This is a genomic window from Kribbella sp. CA-293567 (assembly GCF_027627575.1).
Lineage (GTDB): Bacteria > Actinomycetota > Actinomycetes > Propionibacteriales > Kribbellaceae > Kribbella.
Genome location: NZ_CP114065.1, coordinates 3,944,069 through 3,961,397 on the forward strand (window position 1 = coordinate 3,944,069; position 17,329 = coordinate 3,961,397).

A 17,329-nucleotide genomic window follows, 5' to 3' on the forward strand; every position below is an offset into this window, starting at 1 on the left:
TCGGCCATGGCCTCGCACTTTGACGTTGTTGTCCTCGGCGCCGGCCCGGGTGGGTACGTCGCGGCGATCCGCGCCGCCCAGCTCGGGCTCAAAACCGCCATCATCGAGAAGAAGTACTGGGGCGGTGTCTGCCTGAACGTGGGCTGCATCCCGTCCAAGGCGCTGCTGCGGAACGCGGAGCTGGCGCACATCTTCCGCAAGGAGGCGAAGACCTTCGGGATCAGCGGGGAGGTGAGCTTCGACTTCCCGACGGCGGTGCAGCGCAGCCGGAAGGTGGCCGACGGCCGCGTCAAGGGCGTGCACTTCCTGATGAAGAAGAACAACATCACCGAGTTCGACGGGTGGGGCTCCTTCGTGGACGCCAACACCCTGGACGTGTCGCTGAACGACGGCAACTCCGAAACCGTCACCTTCGACAACTGCATCATCGCCACCGGCGCGACCACCAAGCTGCTGCCGGGCACCCAGCTGAGTGACAAGGTCGTCACCTACGAAGAGCAGATCCTCACCGAGGAGCTGCCGGGCAGCATCATCATCGCCGGTGCCGGCGCGATCGGCGTCGAGTTCGCCTACGTGCTGTCGAACTACGGCGTGAAGGTGACCATCGTCGAGTTCCTCGACCGGATGGTCCCGCTGGAGGACGTCGAGGTCTCCAAGGAGCTCGCCAAGGCGTACAAGAAGCTCGGCGTCGACGTACTCACCTCCACCCGGGTCGACTCGATCGACGACTCCGGCGAGAAGGTCAAGGTCACCGTCACCGGCAAGGACGGCAACCAGCAGACGCTGGAGGCCGACAAGGTGATGCAGGCGATCGGCTTCCAGCCCCGCGTCGACGGCTACGGACTGGACAAGATCGGCGTCAAGCTGACCGAACGCGGCGCGATCGAGGCCGACGGGGTGCTGCGCACCAACGTGCCGAACATCTTCGCCATCGGTGACGTGAACGCGAAGCTGATGCTGGCCCACGCCGCCGAGGCGCAGGCCGTGATCGCGGCCGAGACCATCGCCGGGGTCGAGACGATGGAGCTCGACCACGTGATGATCCCGCGGGCGACCTTCTGCCAGCCGCAGATCGCCAGCTTCGGCTACACCGAGGAGCAGGCCCGGGAGAAGGGCTACGACGTGAAGGTCGCGAAGTTCCCCTTCACCGCCAACGGCAAGGCGCACGGCCTGGGCGACCCGAACGGTTTCGTCAAGGTGATCGCCGACGCGAAGTACGGCGAACTGCTCGGCGCGCACCTGATCGGCCCCGAGGTCACCGAACTGCTGCCCGAGCTGACCCTGGCACAGAAGTGGGACCTGACCACCAAGGAACTGGCCCGCAACGTGCACGCCCACCCCACCCTGAGCGAGGCGTTGCAGGAGGCCTTCCACGGTCTCGAAGGGCACATGATCAACTTCTGAGCCATCACGGCACCAGGAGGCAGGGCAGGCGGAAATTCGCCTGACCTGCCTCCTTTTCGTTGCTACCGTTGCCGCATGCACTACTTCTTCTTCGTCTGAGCACTCTCCGCACCGGCTATCAGTCCGTTCGGAGAGAGAAGAAGAGATGTCTGTTCAGATCACCCTGCCCGCGCGCGCCCGGGCACAGCTCACAGCCAGCGGCATTCACAGCGTCAGAGGCGGCCGGACCGTCCTTTCCGGCATCGACCTGACCGTTTCACCGCAGTCGCGGTGGGGCGTTGTCGGCGAGAACGGGCGGGGCAAGTCCACGCTGCTACACATCCTGGCCGGCGTCCTCGAGCCGGATGCCGGGACTGTTCAGCGGGTCGGCACGGTCGGCGTCGCGGAGCAGGAGATGTCCACGGTCGGCGACCGCACGGTCGGCGACGTCATCGACCTCGAACTCGCCGACGTCCGCGCCGTACTGCGGGCCCTCGACGACGCCTCCAGCGCACTCGCGCAAGATTCGCCGGGCGCGGCGGAGGCGTACGCGGCCGCCCTCGACGCGGCCCAGGTCCTCGAAGCGTGGGACGCCGACCGGCGGGTCGACCTGGCCCTCGAAAGCCTCGGTGCGGCCACCGACCGGTCCCGGCGACTGGCCGAACTGTCGGTCGGTCAGCGCTACCGGGTCCGGCTCGCGTGCCTGCTCGGCGCAGGTCACGACTTCCTGCTCCTCGACGAGCCGACCAATCACCTGGACCTGGCCGGGCTCGAGTTCCTCACCACCCAACTCAAGGCCTATCCCGGTGGTGTGGTGCTGGTCAGTCATGACCGGGCGCTGTTGTCGGACGTGGCGCCGACCATGCTCGACCTCGACCCGAGCTGGGACGGCAAGCCACGGGTGTACGGCGGCGGCTTCCCCGGCTACCAGGAAGGCCGCCTGGCCGAGCGCGAACGCTGGTCAGCGGAGTACGAGCAGCAACAGGCGGAGCATGCCCGGCTCACTCAGGACCTTTCGGCGGCGCAGAATCGCCTGTCGTCGGGGTGGCGGCCGGAGAAGGGGCACGGCAGGCACGAGCGGGCGACTCGTGCGCCGGCGCTCGTACGGTCGGTGAATCGCCGCCGCGACGAACTGGAGCAACACGCGCTTCCCGTACCGGCCCCACCACGACGGTTCCGGATGCCGGAGCTGCCGGCACGACCCGGCGTGACGCTTCTGCAGGCCGAGCAGGTGACGGTCGAGGGTCGGCTGCGGAAGCCGGTGACCGTGTACCTCGAAGCTGGGGCGCGGTTGGTCGTCAGCGGACCCAACGGGTCCGGCAAGTCGACGCTGCTGTCGGTACTGGCCGGAGGGCTCGACCCGACGAGCGGCTCGGTTCACGCGTCGCCGTCGGCTCGGGTGCGGTTGCTGGAGCAGGAGTCGCCGCAGGCGCGAACTGGCCGGGCGCGGGACGTGCTGCGGTCTCACCAGGACGGCTTGGTCTCCCTCGGACTGCTGGCGGCCAGGGATCTCGACAAGCCGATCGGGGAGCTGTCGATGGGTCAGCAGCGACGGCTCGACCTGGCTGTGGCACTGGCGGCTCGGCCGCACGTGCTGCTCCTGGACGAGCCGACCAACCATCTGTCGATCGCCTTGGTCGACGAGCTGACCGAGGCGCTGCAGCTCACCAAAGCGGCTGTGGTGCTCGCGACCCACGACCGGCAGCTTCGCCGGGACACGGAGGCATGGCCTCAGCTGCGGCTGGGCCAGTGAGGCCTAGGAGGGCAGGACTCGGTAGACCGTGACCAGCGGCTGGCCTTCCGCGGCGACGTGGAGGGCCAGCCCAGGCGGGGTGTCGGTGTCGGTCAGGGCCTTGGCCGCGGCAGGCTCGAACGGCAGCGGCGCTGTCGACCTGATGCCGGGGGCAACGAGGAGCGGGTGGCCGGCGAACGTGGTGGCGACACCGTTGTGGACGTGACCGGTGAGGATCGCGGTGATCGGCTTGTCCCGCAGTACGGCGGCCAGTGGCTCGGCGTCCTTGAGGATCCACTGGTCGAGCACGGGATGCTGCAACTCGTTCGGCGGGTGATGGAACGCTACGAACAGCGGACCGTCCACCGGCTCGTCGAGCACCTTGGCGAGCCACTCGAGCGACTCCGCGCTGAGCAGCCCGTGATCCTCACCCGGCACGGACGTGTCCAGCAGCACGAACCGGGCCGCCCCGACGAAGCGCACCTGGTGCACCGGATGACCCTCGCCCGGCGAGTCGACGCCGAGGCCTTCCCGCAGGGGCGCGCTGACGTCGTGGTTGCCGGGCAGCATCAGCACGGGTACGCCGAGCTCGAGCTCGGCCGCGACCTCGGCGTATTCCGCGGGGAGGCCGTGATCGGCCAGATCGCCCGTCACCAGCACCACGTCGACAGGCCGGGAGAACGCTCGCAGGTAGTCGGCGACAGCGCGCAGCCGGTCCCGCGCCGCGGCGGTTCCGTCGAGGTGGGGGTCACTGAGGTGCGCGATCACATACATGAACCCAACCTATGTCAGCGCTCCTGATCCGTCGGGCGGATGAGCAGCTCGTTGACCGCGACGTGGTCAGGCTGGGTCAGCGCGTAGAGGACCGCGCCGGCGACGTCCTCGGGCTGCAGGGTCCGCATCGACTCGGCCATCGCCTTGGCCATGGCCTGGAGGGCGGGGTCGGTGGTGTGGCCGGCCAGTTCGGTGGAGACGAAGCCCGGCTCGATCAGTACCACCCGCACGCCCAGGGTGGTGACCTCCTGCCGCAACGCCTCGGCGAAGGCGTTGACGCCGAACTTCGTCGCGGAGTACGCGCCGCTCATCGCCGACGACGTCCGGCCCGAGGTCGACGAGATCTGGACCACGGCGCCCTTGGCCTCGATCAGGTGCGGGAGGGCCGCGTGGACGGCGTACATCGAGCCGAGCAGGTTGGTCTCGACCATCCGGGTCCACTGGGTGGTGTCCGCGCCGAGGATCGCGCCGTTCAGCATCAGGCCGGCGTTGTTCACCAGCGTGTCGAGACGGCCGAACCGGGCGACGGTCGCCGCCACCGCGGCCTGGACCGACTGCTGGTCGGCGACATCCAGGTCGAGGGGGAGGACCTCACCAGGCGCGGCCTCGGCGAGAAGCTTCAGCCGGTCCACCCGGCGCGCTCCGGCCGCGACCCTGGCCCCGGCCCCGGAGAGCGCGAGCGCCGTGGCCCGGCCGATTCCCGACGAGGCCCCGGTGACGAGGACGACTCTGCCTTCCAGCGTGCTGTTCATCTGACTTCCTTCGATCGAACCGAAAAGTGACCGTGTGGTCATCTTCAGCATACGCACAACCTGACCGCCTGGTCATATTGGCTGGTACCGTTGTTCCATGAGGGCGGACATGGTGCGCAACCGGGGCCTGCTGATCGAGGCGGCCCGGACGGCCTTCGCCGATGGCGGAGTCGACGTGTCGATCGGCGAGATCGCCCAGCGGGCCGGGGTCGCCAAGGGCACGGTGTTCCGGCACTTCGCGACCAAGGAGGAGCTGCTGGCCGCGATCATGCTGGAGCTGCTCGCCCGGCTGATCGAGACGGCGGACAGGCTTCAGGAGGCGACCGACGCGGGGGAGGCCCTGCACGAGCTGATGACCGACGGCGTCGAAGCGCTCGCCGCCGACCGCGCGTTCTGCGAGGTGGTCGGCAGGCCGTCGCTACAGAACGTCGAGGTCCGGGCGGGCATCGAGCGGTTCGCCGGCGCCGTCGAGGTCCTGACGGCCCGCGCCCGCGAGCAGGGCGCCATCCGGAACGACGTCACCGGCACCGACATCGTCCTGCTGCTCGGTGGCATCCACCAGACCGCGGCCCCGATCCTCGACACCCACCCCGAAGCCTGGCGCCGCTACCTCGCTCTGGCCTTCGACAGTCTCGCGCCGGTCAACGCCCGGACCCTCCCGAATCCTCTGATCGGCGGCTTCCAGGAGCTGTAACCATCCGTAATCGCACCCTTGTTGCGATCGGGTCGCAGCAAGATCAAGAATGTGCTCATGCATGTACCTGACGGGTTCTTCGACGCGCCCACCTCGATCGCGACCGGCCTGATCGCCGCCGGCGCGGTCGGCTTCAGCCTGCGGCGCGCGAACCGGGAGATCCGTGAGACCGGCCCCGCGCTGGCCGGGCTGACCGCCGCCTTCGTCTTCGCCGTCCAGATGGTCAACTTCCCGGTCGGCGCCGGCACCAGCGGTCATCTGCTGGGCGGCGCGCTCGCCGCGGCGCTGGTCGGCCCGTGGACAGGCGTGCTGGTGATGTCGACGGTGCTGCTCGTGCAGGGTCTGCTGTTCGCCGACGGCGGGCTGACGGCCCTCGGGACGAACATCACCCTGATGGGAGTTGTCACCGTCATCGTCGGGTACTTCGTCACCCGCGCGCTGCTGCAGGTCATGCCCAAGCGGGTCGGCAGCGTGGTGCCCGCGACCACCGTCGGCGCACTGATCTCGGTGCCGGTCGCGGCACTGTGCTTCACCGGCCTCTACGCGGTCGGGGGAGCGGTCGAGATCCCGATCGGCAAGCTGGCGACGGCAATGGTCGGCTGGCATCTCCTGGTCGGTCTCGGCGAGGCCGTGATCACCGCCGCCGTGCTGAGCGCGGTGGTCGCGACCCGGCCCGACCTGGTCTACGTGGCCCGGCACCTGCAGGCCGATCTCGTCCTGGTCGATGCCGATGGCAACAGTTCGACCGTCTCACCCGACCGTCCGGTCGCGGCCAAGCCGGCCGGCCGGTCCTACGGGGTCGCCGTCGCGGCCACGCTGCTGGTCGCCGGGGTGATCAGCCTGTTCGCCAGCGCGCATCCCGACGGCCTCGAGTTCGTCGGAGCGACCCTGGGCTTCGAGAGCGCCGCCAAGGATTCGGCCGTGGCCGGCAGCCCGCTGGCCGACTACGGGGTGAGCGGCATCGGCAACAGCCAGGTCTCCGGCGCGCTGGCGGGCATCATCGGCGTACTGGTGACGATCGTGGTCGGCCTGGCGGTCGCGAAGATCGCCTCGCTCCGCTCGCAACGGTCGTGAGCGGTCCGGCCGGAGACGGTTTGCTGGTCCTGGTCGACAGCCGGATCCACCGGTTGCCGGCGCAGGTCAAGATCGTCGCCTTGTTCGTCTTCGTGCTGGCCGTCGTCTCCACTCCGGCCGCGGTGTTCTGGGCCTTCGCCCTGTACGCCGCGCTGCTGGCCGGCGCCGTCGTACTGGCGAAGTTGCCGGTGACAACAGTCGTCCGCCGTCTCGCGGTGGAGACGCCGTTCATCGTCTTCGCTCTGGTGCTGCCGTTCGTCGCGACGGGCCCGCGAGTCGAAGTACTCGGGCTGTCGCTCTCCGAGTCCGGCGTGCTCGGCGCGTGGAACGTGCTGGCGAAGGGCACCCTCGGCGTGATCGCGGCGATCGTGCTGTCGGCGTCGACCGGACCGCGTGACCTGCTCGCCGGCCTGGAGCGCTTGCGGTTGCCGTCGACGCTGGTCGCGATCCTCTCCTTCATGGTGCGCTACCTGAGCGTGGTTTCCGATGACCTGCACCGGATGCGGATCGCCCGGGAGTCCCGCGGGTACGCCGGTGGCAGGATCGGTCACCTGAAGGCCGTCGCCGGGGGAGTGGGCGCGTTGTTCGTGCGGAGTTTCGAGCGCGGCGAACGGGTCCACCTGGCGATGCAGTCACGTGGCTACACCGGCCGGATGCCGCAGCTCGCGAGCTCGGGCGCGGCCGGCAACCAGTGGGTCGAAGGACTGACGATCTCCCTGCTCGCGGTCCTGATCGCGGTCGCGGCTAGGCTTGCGGGTTTGTGAGCGGTCCATCGATCCATGTCGAGCGTCTCGTCTTCGCCTACCCCGATGGCCGCCAGGCCCTGTACGGCGTCGACTTCACCATCCAGCCCGGTGAACGCGTCGCCCTGCTCGGCCCGAACGGCGCCGGCAAGACCACGCTCGTCCTGCACCTGAACGGCATCCTCGGCTCGGTCGCCGGTGGCAGTGGCAGCGGCCGGATCCAGATCGGCGGCTCGGACCTGCACCGCGAGCACCTCCCCGAAGTACGCCGCAAGGTCGGGCTGGTGTTCCAGGACCCCGACGACCAGCTCTTCATGCCGACGGTCCGCGACGACGTCGCCTTCGGCCCCGCGAACCTGGGCCTGCGCGGCCCGGAACTCGACGACCGCGTGCACGAGGCGCTGCTGCAGGTCGGCATGCAGGACCACGCCGACCACGCCCCGCACCACCTCTCCTACGGCCAGCGCCGCCGGGTCGCCGTCGCCACGGTGCTCGCGATGCGCCCCGAAGTACTGGTCCTCGACGAGCCCTCCAGCAACCTCGACCCCGCCAGCCGCCGCGAACTGGCCGACATCCTCTCGTCCCTCGACGTCACCTTGCTGATGATCACCCACGACCTCCCCTACGCCCTCCAGCTCTGCGAACGCAGCCTCCTGATGGACGCCGGCCGCATCGTCGCCGACGGCAAGACCCGGGACCTCCTCGGCAACGCCGACCTGATGACAGCCCACCGCCTCGAACTCCCCTACGGCTTCAACCCCCTCTCCGTCCCAGGCCCCGAGCACTGAACTGGTGCCTCGAAGACAGGAGCCGGCTTCAGAGAGGTGCTGACGGGTGTGAGCCGCTGGATGCTCGCTCAGCCATCCTGGTCGGGCTTGTCGTCCTTGCGTCGGCCGAGTGCTCGCTCGGCGATCAGACTGGAAAACTTGCCCGTTGCGGACTTGGCCAGACCGAAGGTCTCGGTGCCGAGGCGTTTGGCGGCGTCGACGCCGTCTGCTCCCGTCTCGAGCGCCTTGTCCTTCGCTTCCGTGGCGGCGTCAGCCCATCGCCGAGCCTCCAGCGACTGTCGTTCGTGCTCGATCCCGAGCCGCCCGCGGAAGTCGGCGACGGCGCCGACCACCACGTTGCTCGACCGAACCACCTCACGGGCCGTGGTCGGTTGCAGCAGCACCTTCGCATTCGCCGTTCCGGCGGCCGCGTCCATGCGGGTCATCAGGCGTTCAGTGCTACGAGAGATGAGTTCCAACCGGTTGTGCCGGGCGGTCCGCAGGCCGAGGCGATGCCGGTCGAGTTCATCCGGAGCCGCGTCGAGCACCCGGTCGATCTCGAGGACGGCCATCGCGTCCTGCAGTTGGAAGCACCGAGCCAGGACAGCCAGCCATTCCTGGACCTTGGACTCCGCGTCCTTCGAGGTCCTGGCGAGCTCACCGAGCTTGGTCTCGCGCTCCAGCTTCTCCGCGAGCGCGTCGAGTTGCCGCAGTACGTATGCCTGAGTGCGGGCGATCATCAGTGTAGTGCTCTGCACTTTGGACCAGGTCACCTCGGAAACCCGGCCCACCTGCTCGCGGATGGTCATCGCCTCTTCGATCACCAGGTCCACTCCGATCATGTCGGCGAGCACAGCGTCCTTCTGGGCGCGGAGTACGTCGTCGACCTTCTCGTCGATCACGGCCAGGTAGTCGGTGATCTCGTCCATGGCCTGTTGCATCGCGAGCTGCGCCATGATCCCGGCAGCACCAGCCAGCATCGCCGGGTTGGTCAGCAGCGTCCCGGGCCCCTTCGTGAACTCGACCAGTCCTTTGATCTTGCCGCGGTCGGTCACCACAGCCCGGCTGACCCCGGAGCCCGACCCCTTCATCAGGCCGAACTTGTCGACAGCCGCGGCGGACTCCTTGGTCAGCTTCACCCAGCGACCGGAGTTGGCCGCGATCTCGGAACCAGCCTGTGCGGCTGCCGACCCGGCGCTGAGAACAGATCCGAGCCGCTGCAGTCCCAGGTCCTTCGACGGCAGTCCCTCCGAGACGAGGAAGCGCTCGACCGCCGTCGGCTCCCCGATGACCGCCAGTCCGTCGCCGTCGCTGATCAGCTGAATCTCGTCGTCCATCGTCAGCTCCTGAAGTCTGGGCAGGGAAGCCCGGATCTTCGCAGTTGAAAGGTCGCCGAGTCGAGGCCAGCGGGGTCGAGGAACGAAGAGGACCGGGCCAACGCTGGTTACCTCGCAGGGCAAGGCGTGGTGAATTTCTTACCGACCTCTTGCGTGTTACTCACCGGTGGTGGATGGTGACTCTCAGTTCACCCTGCCTTGGTCTCCTCCCACACCATCGCAAAGGCGGTCCGCCCCATGCAGAAGAAGTTCGCCGGTCTTGTCGGCGCCACAGTTCTCGGTACTGCGTTGCTCACCTCCGTTCCCGCCCACGCGGCGGCGCCGGTCTACGTTGCCCTCGGCGACTCGTACGCCTCCGGTGTCGGCACCCGCACCTACCTTGCCGACAGCGGCGCCTGCCAGCGCTCGGCCAAGTCCTACCCGTACGTCGACGCGGCTCGCGTCGGTGCTGCGCTCACCTCGGTCGCCTGTTCCGGCGCCCGGGTCGCCGACGTCACGGCCAAGCAGCTCGGCCCGCTGAACAGCAGCGTCAAGTGGGTCACGCTCCAGGTCGGCGGCAACGACGCCGGCTTCTCGTCGGTGATCACCGAGTGCGCCAAACCGTCCTGGCTCGGCAACTGCACCGGTGCCGTCACCACCGCGCAGGCAACGATCAACAACACGATCCCCGGCCGCCTCAACACCCTCTACGCCACCGTGCGCTCGCGGGCGACCACGGCGAAGGTGATCATCGTCGGCTACCCGCGGCTGTTCAACGGCACCGACTGCAACGCGGCCACCTTCTTCAGTCCCGACGAGATGACCAGGCTGAACGCGACCGCCGATCTGCTGAACTCCAAGATCGCGGCCGCCGCCAGTGCGGCCGGCTACACCTTCGTGAACCCGACCGCCGCCTTCGTCGGGCACGCGGTCTGCGGCAGCCCCGAATGGATCAACGGACTGTCGAACCCGGTCAGCGAGTCCTACCACCCCAACACCACCGGCCAGGCGGGCTTCGCCAACCTCGTCGACGACCACCTGACCTAGAACGCGAAACCGGCTCGACCTGCGCGGCGCCCCTGGACGTGATGTCATGCAGGGGTGCCGCAGCGGTCTGTCCGGTGCGCGAGGCCGACCCCGGAGGGGTGGCCGGTGTCGTCCGCCGGGCAGGGCTGCCTCCCTTTGCGGCCTGCCGTCATTGACCTTCTGGTGTCGCGGCGCAGCAGTGCCAGCACTCTCCGTAGGCCCTGCTGAGCGGGTGTTTCAACGCTGTAGTGACCGTCCGTGAGACGTGAAAACGGTTGGGTGTGAGATGCGTCACGTCGGGTCGCGCGTGGGATTCACCGGATGACAGATTGCAGCGATTACGCCCGCTCAGCGTAATAACGGCAAGGGGAGGAACATTCGTGAAAGCTCGCACCTGGCTCGCCGGCCTCGCGGTCGGCGCAGTCTCACTCAGCCTGACGGCTCCGGGGCTCGCGAACAGCGCGCCGGTCCCGTCCGCTGACAGCAGCACGGCCGCCAAGAGCCCGGAGATCCGCACTGTCGGAACTCCGAAGGCCGGCGGCAAAGGCCTGGTCACCAAGCGCGACGCGACCGGCCGGGCCCACTCGATCCGGCCCGCGGCCCCGCTGAAGGCACCGGCCTCGGTCGGCGCCAAGGCCGGCCGCTCCGCCACCAGCAAGACCGACGCCGTGGCCGTCGCCAAGGCGCAGGTCACCGCGATCGCCCCGTACTTCGGGGCCCGCCCGGCCGACCTGGTCGCGAAGTCGAGCTCGCTCGGCAAGCTCGGTTCGCAGGTCCGGTTCCAGCAGACCATCGACGGCGTCCAGGTCTACGGCGGCGAGATCGTCACCAACCTGGACAAGACCGGCGCCCTGTCCTCGGCCAACGGCGAGGTCGCGCTCGCGACGTACGGCGCGTTCCCGAAGGCCGGCGCGGTCGAGGCCGCCAAGGCCACCGCGCAGGACGCCGCCGTCAAGTCGGTCGCCGACCGCGGCAAGCTGGACGCGTCGAAGCTCACCGCGAAGCTGGACGGACCGCGCTGGTTCGACCTCAGCATCGTCACCCGGCAGCCGGGTTCGGTCGCGATCCCGGTCTACCTGTACGACGTGACCGGCCCCAACGACACCCGCTGGCAGGCGATGGTGCACGCGTCGGCCGGCAAGACCCTGCTCGCCTGGGACATGACCGAGCACATCAAGCGCGTGGTCTGCGACGCGAACCGCACCATCATCCAGACCGGCGCCGAGGACGTCCGCTGTGGTGGCGGCGTCTTCGCGGCCTCCCGGGTGGAGGGCGGCCCGGTCTCCTCGGTCCCGGACGTCAACCAGGTCTTCGAGTTCTTCGGTGACACCTCCGACACCTTCACCGGTATCGGCACCGACCTGACCGACCTGATCGGCGTCGACTACGGCGACGGTCTGGGCAAGGCGCTGCGCGGTACCGTCCGGATCTGCGTCGACGGCGGCTGCCCGTTCGCCAACGCGTTCTGGAACGGTGAGCAGATGGCCTTCGGTGAAGGCGTCAGCACCGACGACATCACCGGTCACGAGCTGACCCACGGCGTCACCCAGAACACCTCCGCCCTGGCCTACCTGTGGGAGTCCGGCGCGATCAACGAGTCGCTGTCCGACATCATGGGCGAGTTCGTCGACCTGACCAACGGGTCCGCGGACGACACCCAGGCCAACCGCTGGCTGATGGGTGAGGGCTCCAGCCTCGGCGCGATCCGGTCGATGAAGGACCCGACCGCGTTCGGCGACCCGGACAAGATGACCAGTGCCAACTGGTTCGACGACCAGTTCTTCCAGGACAACGGCGGCGTGCACTTCAACTCCGGCGTCGGCAACAAGGCGGCGTTCCTGATCGCCGACGGCGGCACCTTCAACGGCCAGACCATGGCCGGGATCGGTGTCGCGAAGTCCGAGGCGCTGTGGCACGAGACCCAGAAGATGCTGACCAGCGGCGCCGACTACGGTGACCTCGCCGAGGGCCTGCGCTCGGTCTGCAACGTGCTCCAGAAGCACGACGTCCGCGGGATGACCAAGGCCGACTGCGCCGAGGTCGAGAAGGGCATCAAGGCCACCGAGCTGGACCTCGAGCCCACGGTCGGCAAGCCGGCCCAGGCCCCGGTCTGCGACACCACCGGCGCCAGGGTCAAGAACCTGATCACGACCAGCTTCAAGCAGTACCCGGACGGCGTCGTCGAGCGGAGCGCGGGCTGGGTGCTCGGCAAGGCCGAGGGCAACCCGAACGCCGGTGTCGACACGGCGTACACCTCGGACGGCAACGACTCGATGTACGGCCAGATCACCGACCCGGCCTCGTCGATCACGGTGAAGACCAAGAACGCGATGAAGATCAAGAACGAGAAGACGTACCTGCGCTTCACGCACGCGTACAACTTCTACAACGTCTTCATCATCTTCGGTGTCCGCACCGGTACCGCGACGCTGGACTACTCGATCGACAACGGGACGACCTGGCAGGACAGCTCGGCGCTGCCGTGGAAGAACGGGCCGACCGTCGACCCGAACTTCGACGACGAGCCGGCCGCCTGGCACGGCAGCTCGGGCGGCTGGGAGACCAGCCGGCTGGACGTCTCGCAGCTGAGCGGCGAACTGGTGAAGTTCCGCTGGAACGGGAACGGCGCCGACTTCGCCGACCTGATCCCCGGTAACTGGTGGCTCGACAACGCCACCATCTACACCTGCTCGGAGTAGGTCACCGGAAAGGCCCGGCGGATCCGTCCGCCGGGCCTTTTCTTGCCCTGTATATGCCGCATCGGGTATATATGACTCATGACCGAGCAGCTGACCAGCGAGAACGGCCGGACCGTACTGCGGATGGAGCGAGCCCTGCGCCATCCGGCCGAGAAGGTCTGGCGCGCGCTCACCGAGCCGTCGGAGCTGGCCGCCTGGTTCCCGGCCGCGGTCGAGCTGGACTTGCAGCTGAGCGGCCGGATCACCTTCGCCTTCGAGGGGGAGGAGGACTCCGACAGCGGCGTGATCCGTGCCTACGACCCGCCCCGGTTGCTCGAGTTCACCTGGGGTGAGGAGATCCAGCGCTGGGAGCTGATCCCGACCGCGGACGGCTGCCTGCTCACGCTCACCGCGACGTACGACGACCGTCCCGGCTCGGCCAGCTTCACCGCCGGCTGGACCCTCTGCCTCGACGCCCTCAACGAAGCACTGGGCGGCTCGCCCGTCCCGCGTGCGCACTACGCGCTGCTCCACGAGTACTTCGTCCGCACGTACGGCCTGGACGCCGGCGAAGTGCTGACCGACGGCAGTCTGCGCTTCGAGCGACAGCTGACCGCTCCGAAGGAACAGGTCTGGCCCGCACTGCACGGCTTGGTTGCCGAAGGCATCGAAGCTGGACCGGCCAGGACTGCCGTCGAGCCGACCGAGCTGAGCTTCGAATGGCAGCACGGAGTGGTGACGTGGCGCCTGCGGGACGGCAACGGGGGAGCGCGGCTCGTGCTCACCCAGAGCGGGCCGGCCGCCCAGTACCTCGCCCCCTGGCGTGAGGTGATCGAGGAACTGGCGGCCGGACTGGCGGCTCAGACCAGCGCGGGCTGAGCTCCGACGTACCGGCGGAGATGGTCGGCGGTCAGCGAGGCGCTGCTCTCGACCAGGTCGGCCGGGACACCGGTGAAGACGATCTGACCGCCGTCGTGCCCGGCACCGGGACCGAGGTCGATCAACCAGTCGGCATGCGCCATCACCGCTTGGTGGTGCTCGATCACGATCACCGTGTTGCCGTCGTCGACCAGCCTGTCCAGCAAGGTGAGCAACTGGTCGACGTCCGCGAGGTGCAGCCCGGTCGTCGGCTCGTCCAGGATGTACGTCGTCCCACCCTTGCCCATATGGATCGCAAGCTTCAACCGCTGCCGCTCCCCGCCCGACAGGGTCGTCAACGGTTGCCCCAGGCCCAGATAGCCGAGGCCGACGGCAACCAGCCGGTCGAGGATCGCCCGCGCTGACCCGCGCTCGAAGAAGCTCCGCGCCTCGACCGCCGACATACTCAGTACTTCGCTGATGTTCTTGCCACGCAGCTGATAGGCCAGTACCTCGGCGGTGAACCGCTCGCCGTTGCAGTCCTCACAGACCGACGCGACCTCGGCCATCATCGCCAGATCCGTGTAGACCACGCCCAGCCCTTTGCAGCCGGGGCAGGCACCTACCGAGTTCGCGCTGAACAATCCGGCCTTCACCTGGTTGGCCTTGGCGAACTCCGCCCGGATCGGATCCAGCAACCCCGTGTACGTCGCCGGGTTGCTCCGCCGCGACCCCCGGATCGGCTCCTGCCCGGCCACGATCACCCCTTCGCGTCCGGTCAGTGAGCCGTGGATCAGTGAACTCTTTCCCGACCCCGCTACTCCCGTGACGACCGTCAGCACCCCGAGCGGGATCTCGACACTGACCTCTCGCAGGTTGTTCAGCGACGCTCCCACGATCGGCAACCAGCCGGTCGGCCGGCGGACCTGGTCGCGCAGCGCGACCCGGTGATCGAGGTACCGCCCGGTCAGCGTCCCGGACTTCTTCAGCCCCGGCAGGTCGCCCGCGTAGCACAGCCGCCCACCGGCCTGCCCGGCCCCAGGGCCGAGATCCACCACGTAGTCGGCGATCCCGATCGTCTCCGGCTTGTGCTCGACGACCAGGACGGTGTTGCCCTTGTCCCGCAGCTGGAGCAGCAGCTCGTTCATCCGCTGGATGTCGTGCGGGTGCAGCCCGACCGTCGGCTCGTCGAAGACGTAGGTGACATCGGTCAGCGGGGACCCGAGATGCCGGACCAGCTTCACCCGCTGTGCCTCGCCCCCGGACAACGTCGACGACTCCCGGTCCAGGCTGAGGTATCCCAGCCCGATGTCGACCATCGACTCCAGTGTTCCGCGCAGTCCCTCCAGCATCGGCCCGACCGCGGCGCTCTGGATACCGCGGACGAACCCGGCCAGCTCGCTGATCTGCATCCGCGAGCACTCCGCGATGCCGACCCCGTCGATCCGCACCGCCAGGGCCGCCGCGTTGAGCCGCGCGCCGTCGCAGTCCGGGCAGCGGGTGAGCTTCACCGCGCGGTCCGCGAACGCCCGGACGTGGCTCTGCAGCGACTCGCGGTCCTTGGTGAGCAGTTGCCGCTTCACCCGGGTGACCAGCCCCTCGAAGGTGAGGTTGCTCGTGCCGACCTTCACCTTCGTGGCCGGCTGGTAGAGGAACCGCTCCCACACGTCAGCGGGATAGTCCTTCAGCGCCAGGCTGGGATCGAACAGGCCCGAGCCGGCCATCAACTGCCAGTACCACGTGCCGACGCCGTACCCCGGCACCTTCACCGCGCCGTCGTCGAGGCTCAGTGACCGGTCGACGAACTCGTCCAGGTCGATCTCGGACGCCTTCCCCAGCCCCTCGCAGGCCAGGCACATCCCTTCGGCCCGGTTGAAACTGAAGGCCGACGGCGACCCGGCGTGCGGCGTACCGAGCCGGCTGAACAGCACCCGCAGCATCGTGTGCGCGTCGGTCGCGGTACCGACCGTGGACCGGGCGTTGGCGCCGATCCGCTCCTGGTCGACGATGATGGCGGCACTCAGGTTGCGCAACGCGTCGACGTCCGGACGGGCCAGGCTCGGCATGAAGTTCTGGACGAACGCGGTGTAGGTCTCGTTGATCAGCCGGGACGACTCCGCGGCGATGGTGTCGAAGACCAGCGAGGACTTGCCGGATCCGGAGACCCCGGTGAAGACGGTCAGGCGGCGTTTGGGGATGTCGACGGAGACGCCGGCGAGGTTGTTCTCGCGAGCTCCCCGGACCTGGATGACGTCGTGGCTGTCGGCGGTTTCGAGAGCAGATAACGAAGCAGGCATACGTTCCAGCTTCTCATTGAGCCAGTCGTAGCAACTTTTACCCGGCTACGCCTGGTGATTGAGCCTGCATCCTCGACTCAACCTTATATCGGCAGGTGAAACCGCCGGTGCAATCCGCGCCGGTGACAACGAAGGCGTCGCACGGTCGTGAGGGGCGTCGGTGACAATGAGCCCATGCGTGCCACCGTCAAGGACGTCGCCAAGCTGGCCGGGGTGTCACCGAAGACGGTGTCGAACGTGATCAACGGCGTCGTGTTCGTCCGGCCGGAGACCCGGGAGCGGGTCGAGCAGGCGCTGGCCGAGCTCGACTACGTGCCGAACATGAGCGCCCGCGGGCTGCGCAACGGACGGTCCGGGATGATCGGGCTCGCGTTGCCCGACCTGCTCCGGCCGTACTCCGCGGAGATCACCCACCTCGTCGTGGAGCTGGCCCACCAGCGCGGGTGGGGAGTGCAGATCGAGCAGACCGCGGCCGAGCCGAAGCGTGAGTTCGAACTGCTCTCCAAGGCTCGCGCGCACCTGGTCGACGGACTGATCCTCAACCCGGTCAACCTCGACGACAGCGCGGTGACGACGGCCGGACCGCTGCCGCCGGTCGTGCTGATCGGCGATGTCGACCAGGACATGGTGAGCCAGGTGGCGATCGACAACGTCTCGGCCGCGCGGGACATGACCAAGCATCTGCTGGACCAGGGCTACCGGCGGATCGCCGCGGTCGGTACGCCGGAGCTGCAAGGCGGCTCCAGCGGCTCCAGCGGCATCGGCCGGGTCGGCGGCGCCACCGATTCAGCCGGTACTGCGGCCGCCCGCCTCCGCACCCGCGGTTATCGCGAGGCCCTCACCACGGCCGGTGTCGGTCCTGACCCCGAGTTGGAGATCGCGCTCGACCGCTGGAGCCCGGAAGGCGCCGCGACGGTTGTGAGCCGCTACCTGGAGAGCCACGAACCACCGGATGCACTCTTCTGTTTCACCGACACGATCGCCGTCGGCGCGCTGTCGGCGCTCTGGACGGCAGGAGTCGCCGTACCGGCGGACTGCGCGGTCGCCGGCTTCGACAACCTCCTCGAGAGCCGGTACGCCGTGCCGCCGCTCACCACGGTGGATTTCGACCGGCGGCTTTTCGTGGAGTCGGCGCTGGATCTGCTCGCCGAGCAACTGGCCGACCCGGGCGCGAAACCGCGCCGGGTGATGATCCCGCACCGCATCGTGTCCCGCGCCAGTACCGCTCGCTGACG

General features: G+C 68.6%; 14 protein-coding genes. 10 read left to right on the forward strand and 4 right to left on the reverse strand.

The window, feature by feature from the left end:
• Positions 1 to 6 precede the first annotated feature (6 nt).
• Positions 7 to 1,404, forward strand: a complete 1,398-nt coding sequence (gene lpdA / locus OX958_RS18120) for a dihydrolipoyl dehydrogenase (protein WP_270129923.1) — start codon at positions 7 to 9, stop codon at positions 1,402 to 1,404.
• A gap of 145 nt (positions 1,405 to 1,549) precedes the next feature.
• On the forward strand, positions 1,550 to 3,136 hold the full coding sequence (locus OX958_RS18125) for an ABC-F family ATP-binding cassette domain-containing protein (RefSeq protein ID WP_270129924.1): 1,587 nt from the start codon (positions 1,550 to 1,552) through the stop codon (positions 3,134 to 3,136).
• A 3-nt stretch (positions 3,137 to 3,139) separates the two neighbouring features.
• Here OX958_RS18125 and OX958_RS18130 read toward each other — a convergent pair whose 3' ends face one another.
• Entirely contained in the window at positions 3,140 to 3,889 is a 750-nt protein-coding gene (locus OX958_RS18130) for a metallophosphoesterase (protein ID WP_270129925.1), read from the reverse strand.
• Between the two features lie 14 nt (positions 3,890 to 3,903).
• Complete coding sequence (locus OX958_RS18135; RefSeq protein ID WP_270129926.1) at positions 3,904 to 4,641, reverse strand: SDR family NAD(P)-dependent oxidoreductase; 738 nt, start codon at positions 4,639 to 4,641, stop codon at positions 3,904 to 3,906.
• A 97-nt stretch (positions 4,642 to 4,738) separates the two neighbouring features.
• Here OX958_RS18135 and OX958_RS18140 point away from each other — a divergent pair, with 97 nt between their 5' ends.
• From OX958_RS18140 to OX958_RS18155, 4 genes are read left to right on the forward strand one after another with little or no spacing between them, the layout of a single operon-like run.
• Positions 4,739 to 5,335, forward strand: coding sequence for a TetR/AcrR family transcriptional regulator (locus tag OX958_RS18140; protein WP_270129927.1), 597 nt, complete (start codon positions 4,739 to 4,741; stop codon positions 5,333 to 5,335).
• A gap of 57 nt (positions 5,336 to 5,392) precedes the next feature.
• Positions 5,393 to 6,409 carry an energy-coupling factor ABC transporter permease gene (locus OX958_RS18145; RefSeq protein WP_270129928.1) on the forward strand — a complete coding sequence of 339 codons (1,017 nt, stop codon included), beginning with the start codon at positions 5,393 to 5,395 and terminating at the stop codon, positions 6,407 to 6,409.
• Positions 6,406 to 7,173 (forward strand): cobalt ECF transporter T component CbiQ, encoded by a 768-nt coding sequence (gene cbiQ / locus OX958_RS18150; protein WP_270129929.1) that lies wholly within the window; start codon positions 6,406 to 6,408, stop codon positions 7,171 to 7,173. The genes OX958_RS18145 and cbiQ overlap by 4 nt, the downstream gene beginning before the upstream one ends.
• Positions 7,170 to 7,940: an energy-coupling factor ABC transporter ATP-binding protein gene (locus OX958_RS18155; RefSeq protein ID WP_270129931.1), complete on the forward strand. Its 771-nt coding sequence runs from the start codon at positions 7,170 to 7,172 to the stop codon at positions 7,938 to 7,940. The genes cbiQ and OX958_RS18155 overlap by 4 nt, the downstream gene beginning before the upstream one ends.
• 68 nt (positions 7,941 to 8,008) lie before the next feature.
• On the opposite strand, the gene OX958_RS18160 is transcribed toward OX958_RS18155, so the two are convergent.
• The gene (locus OX958_RS18160) at positions 8,009 to 9,256 is read right to left on the reverse strand and encodes a hypothetical protein (RefSeq protein ID WP_270129932.1); all 1,248 of its coding nucleotides are present in this window, start codon (positions 9,254 to 9,256) and stop codon (positions 8,009 to 8,011) included.
• 237 nt (positions 9,257 to 9,493) lie between these two features.
• On the opposite strand from OX958_RS18160, the gene OX958_RS18165 reads away from it, so the two are divergent.
• The 3 genes from OX958_RS18165 (at position 9,494) to OX958_RS18175 (ending at position 13,818) form a co-directional block, all read left to right on the forward strand.
• On the forward strand, positions 9,494 to 10,282 hold the full coding sequence (locus OX958_RS18165) for an SGNH/GDSL hydrolase family protein (RefSeq protein WP_270129933.1): 789 nt from the start codon (positions 9,494 to 9,496) through the stop codon (positions 10,280 to 10,282).
• Between the two features lie 359 nt (positions 10,283 to 10,641).
• Positions 10,642 to 12,960 (forward strand): M4 family metallopeptidase, encoded by a 2,319-nt coding sequence (locus OX958_RS18170; protein WP_270129934.1) that lies wholly within the window; start codon positions 10,642 to 10,644, stop codon positions 12,958 to 12,960.
• A 78-nt stretch (positions 12,961 to 13,038) separates the two neighbouring features.
• Positions 13,039 to 13,818: an SRPBCC family protein gene (locus OX958_RS18175; RefSeq protein WP_270129935.1), complete on the forward strand. Its 780-nt coding sequence runs from the start codon at positions 13,039 to 13,041 to the stop codon at positions 13,816 to 13,818.
• Here OX958_RS18175 and OX958_RS18180 read toward each other — a convergent pair.
• Positions 13,800 to 16,094, reverse strand: a complete 2,295-nt coding sequence (locus OX958_RS18180; protein WP_270129936.1) for an excinuclease ABC subunit UvrA — start codon at positions 16,092 to 16,094, stop codon at positions 13,800 to 13,802. The genes OX958_RS18175 and OX958_RS18180 overlap by 19 nt on opposite strands.
• Positions 16,095 to 16,268: 174 nt before the next feature.
• Between OX958_RS18180 and OX958_RS18185 the strand changes: the two genes are divergently transcribed.
• On the forward strand, positions 16,269 to 17,327 hold the full coding sequence (locus OX958_RS18185; protein WP_270129937.1) for a LacI family DNA-binding transcriptional regulator: 1,059 nt from the start codon (positions 16,269 to 16,271) through the stop codon (positions 17,325 to 17,327).
• Positions 17,328 to 17,329 lie beyond the last annotated feature (2 nt).

What these genes read in the sequence shown, in the direction of transcription:
- lpdA (WP_270129923.1), top strand. Translation starts at nt 7, where the DNA reads ATGGCCTCGCACTTTGACGTTGTTGTCCTCGGCGCCGGCCCGGGTGGG.
- OX958_RS18125 (WP_270129924.1), top strand. Translation starts at nt 1,550, where the DNA reads ATGTCTGTTCAGATCACCCTGCCCGCGCGCGCCCGGGCACAGCTCACA.
- OX958_RS18130 (WP_270129925.1), bottom strand. Translation starts at nt 3,889, where the DNA reads ATGTATGTGATCGCGCACCTCAGTGACCCCCACCTCGACGGAACCGCC.
- OX958_RS18135 (WP_270129926.1), bottom strand. Translation starts at nt 4,641, where the DNA reads ATGAACAGCACGCTGGAAGGCAGAGTCGTCCTCGTCACCGGGGCCTCG.
- OX958_RS18140 (WP_270129927.1), top strand. Translation starts at nt 4,739, where the DNA reads ATGAGGGCGGACATGGTGCGCAACCGGGGCCTGCTGATCGAGGCGGCC.
- OX958_RS18145 (WP_270129928.1), top strand. Translation starts at nt 5,393, where the DNA reads ATGCATGTACCTGACGGGTTCTTCGACGCGCCCACCTCGATCGCGACC.
- OX958_RS18160 (WP_270129932.1), bottom strand. Translation starts at nt 9,256, where the DNA reads ATGGACGACGAGATTCAGCTGATCAGCGACGGCGACGGACTGGCGGTC.
- OX958_RS18165 (WP_270129933.1), top strand. Translation starts at nt 9,494, where the DNA reads ATGCAGAAGAAGTTCGCCGGTCTTGTCGGCGCCACAGTTCTCGGTACT.
- OX958_RS18175 (WP_270129935.1), top strand. Translation starts at nt 13,039, where the DNA reads ATGACCGAGCAGCTGACCAGCGAGAACGGCCGGACCGTACTGCGGATG.
- OX958_RS18180 (WP_270129936.1), bottom strand. Translation starts at nt 16,094, where the DNA reads ATGCCTGCTTCGTTATCTGCTCTCGAAACCGCCGACAGCCACGACGTC.
- OX958_RS18185 (WP_270129937.1), top strand. Translation starts at nt 16,269, where the DNA reads ATGCGTGCCACCGTCAAGGACGTCGCCAAGCTGGCCGGGGTGTCACCG.